Origin of the sequence: Xanthocytophaga flava (assembly GCF_030068545.1) — a bacterium.
Classification (GTDB): domain Bacteria; phylum Bacteroidota; class Bacteroidia; order Cytophagales; family 172606-1; genus Xanthocytophaga; species Xanthocytophaga flava.
Genome location: NZ_JASJOR010000012.1, coordinates 180,120 through 197,839, shown reverse-complemented (window position 1 = coordinate 197,839; position 17,720 = coordinate 180,120). Strand labels below are relative to the sequence as shown.

The following is a 17,720-nucleotide window of genomic DNA, read 5'->3' as shown; positions in this document are numbered from 1 at the left end:
GAAGAACCTACATATGAAAAAAATAATTAAATATATTGTTGCTCTTTCATTCGTGAGTAGTCTGGCCTTCCTGCCAGGTTGTAAAGATAACTTTTTAGATAAGCCAGCTCAGGGAGCGTTAGGTGATCAGGTACTGGCCAATGCCAAAGGAATTGATGAGCTTTTGACAGGGGCGTATGCCGTACTGGATGGACAGGGAGACTTTACAGGAGGGAATGGATGGGAATCTGCCCCTGATAACTGGATTTATGGCTCCATTACGGGAGGTGAAGCTCATAAAGGGAGTGATGGAGGAGACCAAACACCCATTACTGCCATTGCAACTTTTGCAACAGGTGGAGATAATGGCTTTTTCAATACCAAATGGAAGGCTTTGTATGAAGGTGTTTCCCGCTCCAATGCGGTACTGAGAATATTGCCACAGGTAAAAGATTTACCTGATCCGGAAAAAGTCAACACCGAAGCACAAGCCCGATTTTTAAGAGGTCACTATTACTTTGAACTCAAGAAAATGTGGAATATGGTGCCTTGGATCGACGAATCTACAACGGACTTTAACCAGCCAAATGACAAAGACATATGGCCTATGATTGAGGCAGACTTCAAATTTGCATACGAGAACTTACCTGAAACACAAACACTTGTGGGACGTGCGAATAAATGGGCCGCGGGTGCGTATTTGGGTAAAACCTACCTCTATGAGCAAAAATTTGCGGATGCAGTGACTGTGTTTACAGATGTCATCACCAATGGTGTTACCACCAATGGACTCAAATATGATCTTGTACCCTTTAAAGATAACTTTGATGCGGCTACCAAAAATAATGCAGAATCTGTTTTTGCCATTCAGATGGTAGCGAATGATGGCACACTCGACATTACCAATGCCAACCAGGGAGGAATGCTTAACTTTCCTTATGGAGAAGGAGCACCATTCAGCTGTTGCGGTTTTTTTCAGCCCTCACAAATGCTTGCCAATATGTACCGTACAGATGGAACCGGGTTACCTTATCTGACTGATTATGATAGTCATCCTATCAAAAATGACATGAATCTATCTTCTTCTACACCCTTTACGCCAGATGCAGGCCCTCTAGATCCACGGATAGACTGGACAATCGGACGCAGGGGAATTCCGTATCACGATTGGGGCTTGTTTCCAGGTAAGGATTGGGTACGTGATCAGGCATTTGCCGGGCCTTATGCCCCTAAAAAGAATGTTCATCGTCAAAAGACACAGGATTTGTATGCCGATTTGAGCTCATGGGCACCCGGAAATGCGATTAACGTACTGATTATCCGTTTTGCAGATGTGTTATTGATGGCTGCCGAAGCTGAAGCAAATGCTGGAAGCTTGGTTAAAGCGGAAGAATATGTAAATAGAATAAGGACCCGGGCTGCTGATAAAACGGGCTGGTTATATACCTATATCGATGATGAAAATCCACTAACAGGTTATTCCACTACACCAGCAGCTAATTATCAAGTAAAACCCTATCCAACAGGAACGTTAGCAGGGAAAGGTAAAGAAGATGTTTTACAAGCCATTTACTATGAGCGTGGTATTGAGCTTGCTATGGAGGGACATCGCTTTTTTGATCTGGTCAGATGGGGCCAGGCCGGGCAGTCTCTCACAAACTATTTTAGTTATGAATCAAAAATAACAACAGACCTGTCAGGAGGAAAATATGTTAATGGCAAAAACAACTACTTTCCTATTCCTCAATATCAAATTGACTTGAGTGTGGTGAATGGAACACCGTTATTAAAACAGAATCCGGGATACAATTAAGTTCCGAGTAACCAGAAACAAATAAAAGCCTCTATATCTACTAGATATAGAGGCTTTATTGTATCACTATCATAATTACACTATTCCCCCTACTCTTTCCAGCAAAGCTTTTGTTTTGCGGATCCCTTCCTCCTCAGTTAATGTACTACCTTCATATTCAATCCCCACAATACCTTTAAAACCTGCTTGTTTCACAATTTTGAGCAATTTTGCATAATCCATATCTTTCTCATTTCCCTTCTCATCAAAGTTATACGTCTTGGCACTTACACCTTTGGCAAAAGGCATCAACTCTTCTGTTCCTTTGTAACGGTCATACGATTCGTCACATCCAGCATGATTAGCCTGCCATTTCAAACAGAAATTGCCAAAGTCAGGTAATGTACCACAGTTCTTCATATTAACAGCCTTCATCACTTTAGATAACCATTGTCCATCTGAAGAATAGCCCCCGTGATTTTCAACAATTACATTGATTTTAGACTTAGCCGCAAACTCTGATAGCCGTCCCAATCCATCTGTAGCGGCTTTGGCTACTTCATCAGCAGTACCTTCGCCAGCAGCATTCACACGAATAGTGGCGCAACCCAGAAATTTAGCAGCTTCTACCCATTTGTAGTGATTTTCAACAGCCTGTTTCCGTTTAGCATCATCCAAATCTCCCAAATTACCTTCCGCATCACACATAATCAGGTGATTACGTACACCATTGTCTTTGCAACGCATCAGTAGCTCCTTCAGATACGTCTGATTGGTAGCATTTTCCTTAAATGTATGTGTACCATCAAAGAAACAGGTATTTACATACTCAACGATAGTAATTCCAAAGTCTTTTTTTGCTTTAACGGGAAAATCCAGGTTAGAAAGTTGTTTTCCAAAAATTGCTTTATGCAATGACCATTCTGCCAGAGATATCTCAAAAAACATCTTTTTTGGAGATGCAGCCAATGCATCACCTAATACAGGTAAGAAAGCAGCCGCAGCCGAGGCTTGTCCCAACTGCTTCAGAAAATCACGACGATGTAGTGACATAAGTGGTAAATAGTTAATAAGCGGAAAGAATAGGAAAGGGATTTACTTATGTAGTAGATTCCGACTTAAATATAGGACTATTTGAATTAATACATGTACAAATTGGATTCACTTTTATGTTTATTTTATACCTTATCTCCTTCACGCAATTTTACCTCTCTGACCGTCTCCCTCATTTCATAAACTTCTAGTAGATAGAGGAGTCAAAAATAGTTATCCTTTTTTAAAGTAATCCTTCTGTGTGCTACGTCTTCTCTTATATAAACCCTATTTATCTATTTCTAAACAACTAAGAAAATGACTGCACAAATTTTTAAATCCATTTTGTTTGGTGCCTTGTTTGGAGCTGCACTCTTTTTTATGCCGTTCTTTTTACTACGCATTGTAGTGTTCATTGTGATCATCGGAGCACTTTTCCGGATCTTTGCACGCAGACGGTTTGGACCACATGGGCATCGCAGATCCTTTACCCATTTTACGGATCGCATTCGGAGTATGAGTGAGGAAGAATATACAGCTTTTAAACAACGTTCTCAGGATCGTTGCGGATTTTATCGTAGCAAACCCGCAGAAAGTTTATAAAGGAATATGACCTCTGACAGAGCAAAATTTCTATTCACATAAAATAAAGATATATAACTATGAAACGAAGCACAAGATTTCTGATTGCCTTTACTGCCGCAGCCCTTACATTCGGGACATTACGAGCATTTGTAGGTCCAGCTCACTGGCACAGATGGCATAATCACCCCCATCATTGTTATGAAGATTCGCACAAACGTCATCACTGGCGAGACCATAAACATGGACATTCTCCAGATGCACAGACTCCGGAAAACGACCTCAATAATCATCCGGATAGTTCCCGTCAGTAACAAGTCGTTACAATAAAATTTTGGATTTTTTTTCCCAGATTCAGTTAAGTAAAAATCCAGTTGTAGACTTATTTACGTACATATAGTAATCGTAAATTAAAACATAGAGTAATTAAAAAAGAGCAGATATTCTTATTTGCTCTTTTTTTTATACAGGCATATTTTTTTAGGGGGAATACAAACCGTTTCTCTGTAATCTATAGCAATGACAATCAAAATCGCAACCAATACAAAACAATGGGAATCTTACTAACTTACGACATCAGTTCAGATAATAAAATCGTTAAGCAGGAACTAAAAAAGAAAGGATACAAAGACCAGTTTATTTCTGATAATACAGTTTATTATCTTCCCAACAAAACTCTTTGGCATGATAAGGAAACCCTGACTCCCAAAAAGGCGTTAAAAGACCTACACGATATTATTCAGATGCAAAATCTGACTACATCGCCCAAGATTGAAGTTATTCGTGTATTTGCTGTTTCTTTTCCGCTATCATCCTGGGCTGCCATACAAGGCACACAACCAACTTTATAAGAATTTATACAAAGCAAAATTATCACTTTCTCTGTCTATCAGCATAATACATCTCTACATCTTACGTTATAGAATCAAAAATACTATTTTTCTTCCTGTGAAAACAGGTTACCTTTTCATACAACCGCCATTAACTATTAAAATTTGGTATAGATTTTGCACGTCTATAAAACATTCTTAATTACTACAACTATGATGACTGCCGCCGCTATTGTATCTTTCCTATTGGTAAATGGTTTTCTTGTATTTCAAAACCGTTCAGAAAAAGAAGCATTAAATGCCTCCAATTCTGGCAATCACCATTTGGACTGATTCGTTACCACTTATACTAAAAAGATCTAACACAGACTATAAGTCTGACACTTAAAACAACAATCATCCAATTATAACGTTATTGAGCTAAATAGAGTCATTTAGAGACGTGAAAGGGCTCTTGTTTAGTCAAAGGAAAAGAATCGATACATTGTCGGTTCTTTTTTTATTTTCTGCTAAAGCAAGATTACATACTACCAATTGTGGGTTTGAGATTAGGTAAAATGATAGTAAAAGTAGTCCCTTTATCTATTTCGCTCATAAGCATAATCTTTCCCCCATTCGTTCTATCGCTTGTTTAACAATGTATAAACCAAGCCCTGAACCATCCGTTCTTTCTGATGCACGAAAGAACATAGCAAAAATTTTTTCTTTGTATGCATCTTCAATTCCTTGCCCATTGTCTTTTAAGGTAATAGTTGCTTCCTGATTTATGTGGCCTGCTTCGTTCTGATTGTACCATAACTTCTTATTCATGTTATTGTTTCTTTAAGATCAAGTATCTCATGGTAATTTGATACTAAATTAGACTACATAGAATAACATACCTGGACAGATAACAAGATAAAAGGCTCAGGAATAGCACCTAAGTTTATATAAGAGTTTTGCAGCATCCGATTTGAAAAACTTAGCTGTTTTTTGTTATACCTTTGTACCCTATTTTATTTTTCATTTTTCACATTCAATTATGAAACAGTATTTCAGAAGTATGTCTTTTGTAGCAATGCTGGCTTTTGCTGCAAGTTGTGCTTCACACACTGAAGAGTCGACAGCAACAACAGAATCGACTGCAGACACAGTAGCCACACTAGTAGAGGATACAACAGCTTCTACTGCCACAGAAGACAGTACAAAAACCCAGCTTGAATCTATTTCGGGAGAAGTAAAAGAAGTAACACCAGGCAAGGATGGTTATACAGCCAAGCTAGTAACCAGTGACAACAAAACATATTTTGCTACAGTTAGCCACGCCAATCTGAAAGAAAATGCAAGTCAATATCGGGCTGTAAAGGTGGGAGAAACTATTCAGATTACAGGAGAAGTATGGAAAATGGGCGAAGAAGATCATGTAACTGTTCGTTCTCTGAAATAAACCACTCTTTTTCCCAATACAAGGGATTGGGGATATAAGTAAATACCCCAGCGTCTACACTTTTGAAAAGGCTGTAGGCGCTGGAGTATTGTGATTACTTTTTAACCTCTTTTTCTTAAACTGATATCATACGAATGAGAAACAAAAAAATTGCAGGAGTTATCATGCTCTTACTATCCTGTTTGTATTCATGTGATCCAGGCATTGGTGTAGCAATACACAACAAGACAAACCAAGATAAAACCATTCAAGTCCTTTATCCAGCTAATTTCAGGTTTCCTGGTGATAGTGGCCAGTCACAGTACAACCTTTGCATCCGCGACTCGATAAAGACTTTTAATTTAATGGTGCAAGATAACGACTTGCCTCCTATTGTAATCCCAATGGCCAACTGGGATACAGTTGTCAGAACCTATTCATTCATTCTTAAAGCCAATCATGGAGCAGTGATTGAAAGCCGCTTCTTAGCCGCATTCCCGACGTTTGGTCAGGTTTTTATAATCAACCAATCTGATACCATCAAACTTAACAAGGATAGCAAAGATTTCATCAAACGACCAAAACTATTCCTGGGAGGCTCGTGGACGCATAGTATTAAAGATTAGCTATTACACATGTTTCCTGACAGCCTTATTAAAAAACGAATCCTATGCCTTTTTACTATTCAGATAAATACGGATTAGAATTTTCTCTTCCCTCATTTCTGTATAGTCCTTTTAGTTACTTTCCAAGTTCTGCTTAGCTAACCACCTCAGTGGAAACAAAGAGCTTTTCCAGATGTTGGGTATAGGCTATCATATCCCGTTTTATGTCTGCGTTTTTCTCCACATCATGAAAATGAAAGCTTTCCAGAGGATTCATGCCCGTAAAGGCATTCATTCTGTGAAAGCCAAATAAAGGGCCATTGTCTACACTGGTTTCCATGAAAAATTCATTGGGTAGTGTAAAAGCCTCCTTGGGGGCGTTCCATGAAGTAGTCAGCATATATTGTCTGCCATGTAATAACCCTCCTGTGCCATAGTTAATAGCTGGATTCTGAGAAGAACGTCCATCACTGCGATAAATCCCGTTGTTGTGTCCTTCTGTAAAGACAACATCAATGTATTTTTTGAATCCATGAGGCAACTGAAACCACCAGACAGGTGTGTGATAAATTACTATATCAGCCCATTTGTATTTTTCTACCTCCTCTTTCGGATTATAATTTTCACTCACATGGGTCGTTTTTACTTCAAAGCCAGGCTGGTTTTTGAAGAATGTTTCTGTAACAGCAGTAAGAGTTTCGTTAAACTGTCCGCCTGAATGCGCAAATGACTGCCCTCCGTTTATAATGAATATCTTTTTCATATCTGTTTTGTTTACTGATACAAAAATACTACAGCTATATGTATCAGTAAAATAACTTAAATTATACCTTCGTATCAGAATTATAATACTTTAACTATGGTAAATCTGGAATGGTACCGCACCTTTAAAGCGATATACAAAACCGGCACACTGAGTGGTGCTGCTGAAAGCCTGTTCATTTCCCAACCGGGAGTGAGTCTACATCTGAGCTCGCTGGAAAGTTATATGGGCTACAAGCTATTTGAACGCACAGGTCGTAAGATGATACCTACCGAAAAGGGAAAGATTTTCTATAACTTTATCAGTGAGCCTTTACAGAAGCTGGAGGAGGCAGAAAAAAACTTTCAGAAAAGTACCGAGAAACATACGCCTACAGTAAGTATCGGGATGTGTTTTGAAACATTTCAGATTACATTGGAGCAGTATATTTCATCACTTCCCTTCAATGTCATTATCCGGTTTGGTGATTATCCTGAAATGCTGGATAATCTGGAAAAAGGAATACTTGATCTCATCATTACACCCCAGCAAGGCTTGTCCTCTCAGATTGATCATGAAGCATTCTCATCTGAAACGCTTGTACTTGTAGGCGGTGCGGATATAGACGATTTGCCTTTTCAGCACTTAGTCAAAAAGAAAGACAAACAAAGCATGCAGGATTGGCTCATACAACAAAAATGGTATGGGACTACAGGAGATATGGAACATCTGTTTCGCTTCTGGCAGCTAAACTTTAAAAAACATCCGGATTTCAGACCCAATTACATTGTTCCCAATTTAAACTCTATTGTGCGTTGTTTATCCGGAGGGAAAGGACTGGCTGTCATTCCTGACTTCCTTTGTCGGGAGGAAATCAGGAATGGACAAATCAAGCTTATATGGGAGGGATCACCCAAACTAACCAATACGCTCTATTTTGCTACCCGCAAAAAAACAATGTATCAGGAAGAGATTGAGAGGATCAAACAGCTATTCAAAAGAGTAATGCTACCTCTACAGAATGAAGTTGAGAATTAATAGCCAGGCTGGGCATTGTGCTGAAGCCTGTCAAACTTATTGGTAAGCCAAAGCAATAGCAAGGTCTCAAAAATCAACGTAAAGGGAATTACAGACAAGTTCTTTAGAAACAAAAGTATTGTCCATTCAGAAGCAGAGCTAACCAGAATACCACCTTCTTTCAATTTTAAATAAAAGCAGGTCTCATAAGCAGCCTGATCTATCAGATAGTTAAAAACCCAGGCAATAACCATAAACAATATTAAATTGAATACAAGGGATATCCATTGTTGCTTAAACTTTTGAACAGCGGTTCTCCATTGTTGCTTGCGATTGCCTTTGCTTGTAAAGAATCGTTTTATACGCAGCAGACCATTCTTTACATTGGCAAATCCTAATACATATATACATAAGAGAATACGGGCAGATTCGATTACAACCTCCAGCACGATATGCAACCATGTACTTATTGCACCAAATCCTCCCAATTGAATAACTCTGCCAAAGGCAGCAATGAGGCTAAGACTGACGACTACCAAAAAATGTTTCCTGATAAAGTAGGCAGTGCTTTGTATCAGATTGAAATGATGGGATAATGTAGCAGACAGGTTCATAGGATTGTAGTTTATGAGTAAAAACCATGATTCACTACAAGATAAAAAGAAACACACTTATCTACCTATAAAGATCTGAATATCTACACATTAATTCGAGCTTTTCATCAATAGAACTTTGTTATTGAGAAACCACAATTTTCCTGTTGGTCCCAGTCCAAAAAAGTAATCCCTATGCCCATGATAGCTTGTATCACTTTTATGCAACTCTTCTTTGGCTGTAGCATCCAGCCAGTCAAAATCAAACTCCTGGAAAGTATAACCTGGAGAAGTATATTCTATTGTATGATAGCGTTTTTGTAAACTATCAAATGTAACAGTATCAAAATACAAAACAGCCTGTAAATAACTATCTGAAGGCCCTGGTACAGATAGTCGTTCGTTTTGCCCGGAGTTATCAATAAATGTGTAGTAATATTTTACATGAGTAGGCTTAAATACACTCAGATTAATCAACTTTGCCAGTTTTGCTTTAGTTGTATCGAGTGTTGTCTGCACATTTGTCTTTGATGCATCTGTATCCTTAGTCTCTTGTCGACAACCTGCGACTAAGAACATGGCTCCAATAAAGATTGCCACCATACATTTTGCCATAATATAAAATTGTCTGAATGATTTTACTCTGAGTCTAATTCACTGTAAAAACTGGATTTCCTGAACTTGCGAATAAAATATTCACGAGTGGCATGTTCACCATTTTTGATGCCAGATGCATCTAATTGAATAGATTTACCAAACAAAGTCATTGTAGCTACTCCTGAATAAAAAACAATTGTATCTGTTCTTTCAGCATTATCTGATGTAGCAAAATGTGTACTGTAAAAATAAGAAGGCAAGGTGTCCAAAAAAAATTGCATAGATTGCTCTGCTTTCTGCAAACTATCTGCAATAGCTTTGGGTGTAAATAACTTTTTTATCACCCGAACACTTATCTCATCATGGCGATTCAGACATTCGGGAAGTAATAGCTCCAATACCTGTTTATACTGGCTTAAACCTTCATAACAACTCGCATATAGAAAATCATATTCATTCTTCTGCTGCAAGAATCCTGTTCCACAGGTGTATGTAGCCTTATATTTTTTAACAGCATCTTCCAGATACTGATAGGCATCCTTAAATCTTTGTTGCTTCAAACAAATCTTCGTCAGAAGAATAGCAGCGGCATTTCGGTGATCTGTCGTAAAACTCCCATAACCATATGATCCAACAGTAGTATCGCCGGCAATATCAGAGGGATAGTAATAAGTGTCTGTATAATAGGGATCAGATGAATGGATGATTTTCAAACACGCTCTTTCTGCTTCTTCCAGCTTGTTTTCTGCCTACAATGCATATATGAGTTGACTATATCTCTGGTTATTGAGTGAATCTGGTTCTTTATGAAGCAAGTAGTGATACTTTCGACAAACTTCTTTGTTGCTTTATCTGGTGATTGAGATACATAATCAAAGGGCATTTGAAAATCCCATAAAGAAGGAGTTGTACTTATGTTTACACTAAAAGGTGGTAATTCTTCAATAACTTTTAAAGAAAAAGAAAGCGAATCCTGGCTATATACAGGAGCAAGATGAGTCCATATACAGGCTAAAATAATTAGTGGTATGCGATACATAAAAACAGGAAAGTGTATAAGCAATTATTCACATAAAAATAGTACATCCCAGAGTATTCAAACAATAGTAGTTTCAAAACAAAATATACTATTTCCAAATACATTAAAAAACTAACTTCATTTTTGTTACTATCAATCTTTTTACTAGCTTAGCTAACAGGTTCTGTTTCTGATCTGTCGACAGAAATATGACTGCTGATATTTCACCTGTTTACACACAACTCCTTTCAAAAAGTATACTGATTTCATCATTTTACAAATGAATGCTTTATGAAAAGGATTTTACTTTTTTCTATTCTCTCTCTCCTCCTATTCTCCTGTAAGAATACAGAACCTGATCCAATTGCTAGCGCTGATTTTTTTCCTCTTCAGGTAGGTAATTACTGGAAAGTAGATGACAACGACTATCTGGAAATTACGAATACAAAAGTCATTGATGGACATACATACTACCAGATGTATACAAAATCTCCCCTAGGAGGAGAAGGAAACCTTTATATCAGAATTGACAAAGATCTCAATCTGATACAAGTCTATGAAAATGCACCTGGCTACAGTAAAACCATTGCTAACTTTAGAATGAAAAAAGGCAAAAAGGTTGCGGGCACTCCGGAAGAACCGACTGTTATTGAACGAGATAATGACAAAATAACATTCCGTTATCTATGTGTAATTTGTGGCAGATCAAATGCAATGTTTGATATTAGCTTCCATAAAGGCAAAGGCATTCTATCCAGAAATTCTCTTTTCCGGGGATATTTTGAAAATAATCCGCCTTTCACTGAAATCCGGATTAACGGGCAGGTATACAAACTGTAGTTGTGTTAGATAAACACCTTACTCTCTGCTTTTTTCAGGTTCCTTTGTAATTGCCCGATTTCAGATAGTGTGACAGTCTGCATTCTTACAGGCAGGCAGACATGTTGTCTGGAATTGTTATTTTGTAGAGGTTGTCTGTGCGATTGAACCAGAGAAACTATCCGTGGAGATAAATGCACTTTGGCATTAAACGGACTAACAACCTGATTTACAGCTATAGTACTCTCTTCTTTTTTAGCTAGCTGCACCACTTTGAAAGCATTAAAATCAGCTTCTTCCTGCTGTTCGATCTGTTCAAACTTTTTCCATGTCTTATACGCAGCCTGAATACGGACTGTCACATCATCCCGTTTGGCTTCTTTGAGGATATACTTAGCTGCATTGTCTTTATCCTTTTTCTTTTCCAGTACAGCCAGATGGTATTCATTGCGTTTGTATTTCGCATTGACTTCTTTAAATTCTTTTTCCGCTTTTTTGAGTTGCTTATTTCTTTCTTTAGAAGCTGGTTGGACTTCCAGTTTGGCTTTTCGCTGGGTTGCATGTGCCAGTAACACAACAAGAATGGCTTGAGTGGCAAGAGATTGCTCTTCATCCTGCTGGATTTGTCTGATTCGTTTCTTCATGTGATGAAGCTGCTCATTCAAACGAGCTTCATACGCTCTCAGGCGATAGTATTTAGATCTGTATTTGCGGATACTAGTTGAATTAGTATGATATTTTGACATAGGAATGCTTCGATTTAGAGTTGTAATTTTATACCCTAAAGATACCCAACTTCAAAGCAGCATCCAAAAATATTCAAACTACGCTCAGAACTCATTATGAGGCAATTACAGACATTTTAAAAAATGTTTTTTGCTTGTCTTACTTACTAAAGAAGCCTATCCTTTTTAAGAGATTGTTTGGGCGTTTTCCTGAATGTGTTCAACAAAACCTGTTTTATAGCCTTTGTCTGCTTTAAAATCTTCAAACGAGTTGATTTTCCCTTTAGTCTTTGCGCTAGTTGTTCTCCACTTTCACTATCAGATACGTTAGCCGCTGTCACTACAATTGCCTAAGGAATACCCAGTTTATCTACAGCAAGCCGATGCAACACTCGTAACAGGTAGTGTCGTTTTCTCCTATTCACCCATTTAGCTCCATCAATCCCTTTATCTTCACTAGTAAATTGGGTAATTTTCACACTCTGGCTATCGATAACTAGCATACTTGGAGTAGATTTACAATCCATTTTCATGTGGGCTTCTATGGCCAATTTATTTAAAATTTCTTCTGAAATACCCGATTTCTTCCACTGACTAAAATGATAATAGACTGTCTGCCTATGAAGCAGATACGCTTCATCAGGAAACCTGCTTTCCAGGTTACACCATTGACTTCCTGTCGCTAAAATCCATAAAATTGCATTGAAGATAGTCCGCTTTTCGTGTTTGACTTTTCGTTGTGTTTCTAAAATGGATTTTATATTTTGCCATTGATCAGAGCAAAGATGGTCAATCGGTGAGATCGCAGAACTTTTCTTGCATAGAACTTGGGCATAGACACCACAAGTTTACTCACTGATTCTCTTTTTTATGCTATTTCTATCCTTTCCCAAACATACCTAATGAAAGACAATATGAGTCGGATCTTACAATGCAACAGAGATTTTTGTAACCAAGTAAGTAAACTCCCCTTATCATAAATTTCTATTTTTATTCCTACCTACACTATGCAAAACGCTTACAAAGCCTGTTTTAAAGTGCTGCTTTTAGTTACTCTATTCATCTCAATCTCCTGTAAAAAAGATGACGTAGAGAAAGAACATAAGGTACATGTGCTTGGAATTGTTTATGAGCTTTCTCCTTCTGATCCATATGTTACAAATACGCGTATTGCTTACTGGATAAATGGAGCGGTAGACACTATTAGTGATTTACGATTCAAGGTACTACCTACTTCTATGTATGTCTCAGATGATGATGTATATGTGACGGGATTTGGAGACATCAATAATGTATATTGGAAAAATGGAAGTCCTGTCTATCTGAAATCTGATATAGAGGATGGGTATGTTCATACTAGTTCTGTTTTTGTATCAGATAAGGATGTGTATGTGGCAGGTTATGTTAGAGTTCTCTCTCAAATACCAGGTGATCCATTAGGTAGTTACAGAGATATACCCATGTACTGGAAAAATGGCATACAATACCAATTACCTACTAGTACTGGAAATGCTCCAACTACTTCCATATATGTGTCTGGAAATGACGTATATGTATTGGGGGTAGAACTTAAACGTAGCAATATTAATGAATCCTATACCACTACGGCTTTGTATTGGAAAAATGGTGTAGTGACCAAGCTATCAAATGAAAGAAGCTCAACCCTTGCTACCTCTTTATTTGTGTCTGGCAATGATGTGTATGTGGCAGGTTATGAGCGAAAAGAAAATGAGGAACTCTTTGCTAAATATTGGAAAAATGGAATAGAAGTCAACATTGCAGATGAAAAAAGCAATGCAATTGTTACATCTATTTTTGTCTCTGGAAATGATGTCTATCTGGCTGGTTCTGTAAATGAAGGAACTCGCACAAAAGCTACATACTGGAAAAATGGAACACCTGTTTATCTGGATGGAGGATCTCCTTTTTCTACGGCAAGTTCTATTTATGTGTTAGACAATGAAGTGTATGTAGCTGGAATTAGAAGCCGAGAGCAAGGTACTCCTAATGGTACTTATTGGAAGAATGGAGTTGAAGTAGCATTACCCATCAATGATACAAGATTTATCGTTGTAACCAAGTAGGTAAACTCTCCTTATCATCAATGTCTATTTTTATACCTACCTACACTATACAAAGCTTGCTTTAAAGCGCTGCTTTTACTCTCAATTCTAATTATTACTTCCTATAAGAAGGATGAAGTAGATAGAGAGCCTAAAGTTTATGTAGTTAGAACTGTTTATGAGGCTTATCCCTCTAATCCACCTGTTAGCTATAATTATATTACTTGTTGGAAAATGGTATTGTAGATAAAATGTAAGCATCCAAGCTACACCGTTTTTACAGATAGCACTTCAATTTCTAGTTTTGTAAGTAAAGAATAACCGTCCGATCAGGGCCGTTTTGCTAGCTTACTTAATTATAAATACTTGGTATGCCTTAAGTAAAGATGGGGTTGTTCGGACGATTACTAATATTGATCGTCACAATCACAACCCCTATGTATATGCTTTGTGATTGTGACGGTGTTTAAAGTCGGACTTTTTCTATAGTTTACCATTTCTTTTAACCTTGCATTTTTAAATATGTTTCGATTCCATTTTACAAAAAGAATAACTGTTTTATTTATAAGCATTTTGACTTTATGTCAATCCTGTCAGAATTATGTAGAGATCTCAAGAAAACATAGGAATGAACATTATCACTTTAAGGTAGTGAAAAAGTACATGGAAGAGAGTAAGTATAACGTTTTTGAAGGCTCTAATCAAAAGTATAGGATTATGTGGTGGGAAATGGATGCTCAGGTAAAGGTTGGATATTTCAGAAAGAGAAAGGAAGTACTGTTATTAAAATAATTAAAAAGGATACAACAAATGAGTTTTCTCTACAATGTGGCGGTTTATTCATGGAACAATATATAAGATAAAAAGTATCCATTCGATTAGCCACAGTTTAGCTATTTTCTAACCGGATTTTCCACTGGGGCGCTCCACCGATTCGGTAGCAAGTCAGTAAACTTTCCTTCGAAGTTGGGGTGGAATATTATTGCACTTGCAAGAGCCTAGAAACGAAATTACTAATCTAAAAAACAAATCCAACCACAAAATCAAATAACCTTTCGACGAAGACATATGCATATATTTAGCAACAAAAAGGCCTGTCCTTTTTAAGAGAACAGGCTTCTACTTCTCTACTCAAAGAAGTTACTCTTAAGACTCGTTATACACACCAAACTCAGCAATGGATGGGGCGCTTTCGTAGGATTGAATAATAATCCGGACTTTGCTTCCCTGTACTTTAGTAAAACGGTGTAGTTTTACCCGACCTTGGGTTTCACCTTCAAACAATGGTTTCCAGGTACCGTTTGCCCAGTATTCCAGTTTGTATTTTTTGATGTTCGGTTTACGTTCAAACACAGTTATGGTAGTAAATGCCTGAGAAGTTTTCAGATCAACTTCATACCAAGGCTCTTTTATTTCTGGGTTAGACTGCCAGGAGCTCTGAAAATCATCGTCGTTGGCAAAATCCATAATATCCATATCATAACTCCAGCTAGAATTGGATGGCTTGTTTTTTGCCAGATTGGAAGAAATAATCGGTGCACCTGTAGCTTTAATTTTGCCAACAGATCCCTGATTTGTCCAGATCTTTCCTATTTCTTTTAGGGCAGTTAGTGCATTTTCATCGAACAATCCCTCACGATTGGGAGCCACATTCAGGATAAAATTACAGTTTGCTTTGTTCAATGGCTCCAGTGTCTCACTTATCAGCTTGGCAGGATCTTTCACGGCTGTTGTCGGGAAGTTTGTTTTCCAGAACCAGGAGCTTTGCAATGGTAAACAAGCCAGTGCAGGCATTTCATTTTTGTCACCTGACAAATGTTGTCCTGCTCCCATTTCATACGTCTTGATATCTGTATAATATAAACCATCAGCAGGATACTTTGCCCCATTCAGATCCATCAGAATACAATTGGGCTGGAGTTTTTTCACCAGCTTATAAATCTGTTCAAAGGAGATTTCATCATAGGATATCCGTGACCAGGGAGCATCCCATCCATCAATAATCAGAGCTTCAATATCTCCGTATTTAGTTAACAACTCTGTCAATTGAGCCTTTATAAAATCTGTATGTTTCGGTTCTATTTCATTGGGACGTATTTTATGATGTGTATCCAATATGGAATAATACAACATCACCTTTATTCCGTTTTTACGAAAGGCATCCACATATTCCTTTACTACATCTTTTTTATAGGGACTTTTCATCACACTATAGTCTGTAGTCTTTGTATCCCAGATACAAAAGCCACTATGATGTTTGGTTGTCAGGCAGCCATACGACATATGGGCATCTTTGGCAGCTTTTGCCCACTGATTGGCATCAAGCTTTGTAGGATTAAACAGAGAAGCGGAAGCTTCCGGATCAGGCCAGTCCTGGTTATAATAGGTAGGCATACCAAAATGGATAAACATGCCAAAACGCATATCTACAAAGGTTTGCTGAAGTTCGGCTAATGAACGTTGTGGTTTTGTCTGTCCATTTACTTTCAATAAAATACTGCTAATGAAAAAAAGAAGGATGAGAATAAAATTTTGTTTCATTGGATAAATAAATAGTTTGTATGATGTTGCGGCATCCCAAGATACTAGAATCTCTACAAACAGACTTACTCATTGCATAAAGTTTTGCAAAAAGAAGTTGTCACAGAATTATGCAGAAAACAATATCCTCTTCTACAAATACAATCTTCTAACATAGAGATCCAAACATCCAATCAATAACCAACTCATTTTTAAATACTTAAAAAATAGTTAAAATATTTTCAACTATTTCTGTAACATTTCGGTGTCTGTGTTCCCTAAATGAAAAACAAAACAAACACAGACATGAAAAAAATAACACTCACACTCATTCTATCTTTTTTTACAGCTATTGGTATCAGTTGTGTAGCCCAAAATGCTTCTCCATTTCAGGTAACTGTTACAGGTAAAGGCAAACAAGCCATCTTATTTATTCCAGGATATTCCTGTTCCGGAGATGTATGGAAAGAAACAATTCAGCAGTTAGGTCCCAATTACACATCACATGTATTCACCTTTGCGGGCTTTGCAGGTATAACCCCTCAAGCTAACCCAAGCCTGAACGAATGGGTACAGGCAATAGGACACTATATACAAACACAAAAGTTGAACAAACCTATTGTGGTTGGGCACAGTCTGGGAGGTGTTGCAGCCATGTGGTTAGCTTCTGAGTATCCGGATAAAATAGGCAAACTGATTGTAGTAGATGCCCTACCTTGTCTGACAGCAATTTACAATTCAAACTTCCAAAGCCAAGCCACTCCGGATTGTAGTGCCTTTATCCAACAATTTGAAAAAATGGACCCACAAACCTTCAAAACGACCCAGTATACTGCCATGCGATCTATGGTAGCAGATACCTCAAAACTGGAAACTGTAGTACAATGGAGCCTAAAATCAGACAAGGCAACATTAGGTAAAATCTATTGTGACTTCTCCAATACAGATATGCGAGAAAAGATTGCAGCTATCACCTGTCCTTCACTGATCTTACTGGAAGCCAGCTTCAAAGCCTATCAGGACACAATGAATTCCCAATATAAGAACCTAAAAACAGCACGAATCGAATATTCCACTAAAGGTCTCCACTTCATCATGTACGACGACAAAGACTGGTACTATAACCAACTCCGCACATTTCTAAGCCAAGGCAACTTCTAAAGGAAAAATTATTTTTAACAACTACTTGTAGTCCTCAAAAGGCTATATGCGACAAAAAGAGTTAAGATGAAGTCAATCGTGGAAGGTAGTGTGGGTAGAGTCTTTTTCTATGAGGCTGGTCTTTATCTTGTACCATAACTTTTCTGGAAAATGAGGTCTGTAAATAAAGAAAGAATATTCTTTTTGCCCTCATGAAAGCACCATGCACCCTCTGTCCTCCTGAAAGGATCTCGTGACAAA

20 protein-coding genes and 1 pseudogene are annotated in these 17,720 nt (G+C 37.7%); 10 read left to right on the top strand and 11 right to left on the bottom strand.

The genetic code is table 11. The features are described from left to right. Positions 1-13 precede the first annotated feature (13 nt). Positions 14-1,792 carry a RagB/SusD family nutrient uptake outer membrane protein gene (locus QNI15_RS18790; RefSeq protein WP_313997538.1) on the top strand — a complete coding sequence of 593 codons (1,779 nt, stop codon included), beginning with the start codon at positions 14-16 and terminating at the stop codon, positions 1,790-1,792. 75 nt (positions 1,793-1,867) lie between these two features. Here the strand turns inward: QNI15_RS18790 and QNI15_RS18785 are convergent, their stop codons facing one another. Further along, entirely contained in the window at positions 1,868-2,824 is a 957-nt protein-coding gene (locus tag QNI15_RS18785) for a sugar phosphate isomerase/epimerase family protein (protein WP_313997536.1), read from the bottom strand. Between the two features lie 297 nt (positions 2,825-3,121). On the opposite strand from QNI15_RS18785, the gene QNI15_RS18780 reads away from it, so the two are divergent. The 3 genes from QNI15_RS18780 to QNI15_RS18770 all read left to right on the top strand — a co-directional run bounded on the left by QNI15_RS18780 (position 3,122) and on the right by QNI15_RS18770 (position 4,236). Next, on the top strand, positions 3,122-3,406 hold the full coding sequence (locus QNI15_RS18780; protein ID WP_313983014.1) for a hypothetical protein: 285 nt from the start codon (positions 3,122-3,124) through the stop codon (positions 3,404-3,406). 59 nt (positions 3,407-3,465) lie between these two features. Continuing rightward, entirely contained in the window at positions 3,466-3,699 is a 234-nt protein-coding gene (locus QNI15_RS18775; RefSeq protein ID WP_313997535.1) for a hypothetical protein, read from the top strand. A 237-nt stretch (positions 3,700-3,936) separates the two neighbouring features. Then, entirely contained in the window at positions 3,937-4,236 is a 300-nt protein-coding gene (locus tag QNI15_RS18770) for a hypothetical protein (protein ID WP_313983010.1), read from the top strand. Positions 4,237-4,806: 570 nt separating this feature from the next. On the opposite strand, the gene QNI15_RS18765 is transcribed toward QNI15_RS18770, so the two are convergent. Further along, a complete protein-coding gene (locus tag QNI15_RS18765; protein ID WP_314032986.1) occupies positions 4,807-5,025 on the bottom strand; it encodes a sensor histidine kinase in 219 nt (72 codons plus the stop codon). A gap of 211 nt (positions 5,026-5,236) precedes the next feature. Here QNI15_RS18765 and QNI15_RS18760 point away from each other — a divergent pair, with 211 nt between their 5' ends. Then, a complete protein-coding gene (locus QNI15_RS18760; protein WP_313983006.1) occupies positions 5,237-5,641 on the top strand; it encodes a hypothetical protein in 405 nt (134 codons plus the stop codon). A 344-nt stretch (positions 5,642-5,985) separates the two neighbouring features. Further along, complete coding sequence (locus tag QNI15_RS18755; RefSeq protein ID WP_314032984.1) at positions 5,986-6,246, top strand: hypothetical protein; 261 nt, start codon at positions 5,986-5,988, stop codon at positions 6,244-6,246. A 133-nt stretch (positions 6,247-6,379) separates the two neighbouring features. Here QNI15_RS18755 and QNI15_RS18750 read toward each other — a convergent pair whose 3' ends face one another. Next, positions 6,380-6,988, bottom strand: a complete 609-nt coding sequence (locus tag QNI15_RS18750; RefSeq protein WP_314032983.1) for an NAD(P)H-dependent oxidoreductase — start codon at positions 6,986-6,988, stop codon at positions 6,380-6,382. A gap of 96 nt (positions 6,989-7,084) precedes the next feature. Here QNI15_RS18750 and QNI15_RS18745 point away from each other — a divergent pair, with 96 nt between their 5' ends. Next, positions 7,085-8,005 carry a LysR family transcriptional regulator gene (locus QNI15_RS18745; RefSeq protein ID WP_314032982.1) on the top strand — a complete coding sequence of 307 codons (921 nt, stop codon included), beginning with the start codon at positions 7,085-7,087 and terminating at the stop codon, positions 8,003-8,005. Here the strand turns inward: QNI15_RS18745 and QNI15_RS18740 are convergent. The 4 genes from QNI15_RS18740 to QNI15_RS18725 all read right to left on the bottom strand — a co-directional run bounded on the left by QNI15_RS18740 (position 8,002) and on the right by QNI15_RS18725 (position 10,213). After that, the gene (locus tag QNI15_RS18740; protein ID WP_314032980.1) at positions 8,002-8,598 is read right to left on the bottom strand and encodes a hypothetical protein; all 597 of its coding nucleotides are present in this window, start codon (positions 8,596-8,598) and stop codon (positions 8,002-8,004) included. The two genes, QNI15_RS18745 and QNI15_RS18740, sit on opposite strands and share 4 nt — an antisense overlap. A 90-nt stretch (positions 8,599-8,688) precedes the next feature. Beyond that, positions 8,689-9,192, bottom strand: coding sequence for a hypothetical protein (locus tag QNI15_RS18735; RefSeq protein ID WP_314032978.1), 504 nt, complete (start codon positions 9,190-9,192; stop codon positions 8,689-8,691). 23 nt (positions 9,193-9,215) lie between these two features. Further along, the gene (locus QNI15_RS18730; protein WP_314032976.1) at positions 9,216-9,887 is read right to left on the bottom strand and encodes a hypothetical protein; all 672 of its coding nucleotides are present in this window, start codon (positions 9,885-9,887) and stop codon (positions 9,216-9,218) included. Then, a complete protein-coding gene (locus tag QNI15_RS18725; RefSeq protein WP_314032974.1) occupies positions 9,884-10,213 on the bottom strand; it encodes a hypothetical protein in 330 nt (109 codons plus the stop codon). The genes QNI15_RS18730 and QNI15_RS18725 overlap by 4 nt, the downstream gene beginning before the upstream one ends. 270 nt (positions 10,214-10,483) lie before the next feature. On the opposite strand from QNI15_RS18725, the gene QNI15_RS18720 reads away from it, so the two are divergent. Next, on the top strand, positions 10,484-11,032 hold the full coding sequence (locus QNI15_RS18720) for a hypothetical protein (protein ID WP_314032972.1): 549 nt from the start codon (positions 10,484-10,486) through the stop codon (positions 11,030-11,032). A gap of 5 nt (positions 11,033-11,037) precedes the next feature. Here the strand turns inward: QNI15_RS18720 and QNI15_RS18715 are convergent, their stop codons facing one another. The 3 genes and pseudogenes from QNI15_RS18715 to QNI15_RS38980 form a co-directional block, all read right to left on the bottom strand. Further along, a complete protein-coding gene (locus tag QNI15_RS18715; protein ID WP_314032970.1) occupies positions 11,038-11,757 on the bottom strand; it encodes a hypothetical protein in 720 nt (239 codons plus the stop codon). Between the two features lie 329 nt (positions 11,758-12,086). Further along, on the bottom strand, positions 12,087-12,239 hold the full coding sequence (locus QNI15_RS18710; RefSeq protein WP_314032969.1) for a hypothetical protein: 153 nt from the start codon (positions 12,237-12,239) through the stop codon (positions 12,087-12,089). A 69-nt stretch (positions 12,240-12,308) separates the two neighbouring features. Further along, positions 12,309-12,530: pseudogene (locus QNI15_RS38980) on the bottom strand (transposase); the annotation flags it as partial. 213 nt (positions 12,531-12,743) lie between these two features. Between QNI15_RS38980 and QNI15_RS18705 the strand changes: the two are divergent. After that, positions 12,744-13,820, top strand: coding sequence for a hypothetical protein (locus QNI15_RS18705; protein WP_314032967.1), 1,077 nt, complete (start codon positions 12,744-12,746; stop codon positions 13,818-13,820). 1,125 nt (positions 13,821-14,945) lie between these two features. Here the strand turns inward: QNI15_RS18705 and QNI15_RS18700 are convergent. Further along, positions 14,946-16,340 (bottom strand): alpha-L-fucosidase, encoded by a 1,395-nt coding sequence (locus QNI15_RS18700; protein ID WP_313997509.1) that lies wholly within the window; start codon positions 16,338-16,340, stop codon positions 14,946-14,948. Between the two features lie 285 nt (positions 16,341-16,625). Here QNI15_RS18700 and QNI15_RS18695 point away from each other — a divergent pair, with 285 nt between their 5' ends. Next, positions 16,626-17,480: an alpha/beta fold hydrolase gene (locus tag QNI15_RS18695; protein WP_313997507.1), complete on the top strand. Its 855-nt coding sequence runs from the start codon at positions 16,626-16,628 to the stop codon at positions 17,478-17,480. The last annotated feature ends 240 nt before the right edge of the window (positions 17,481-17,720 follow it).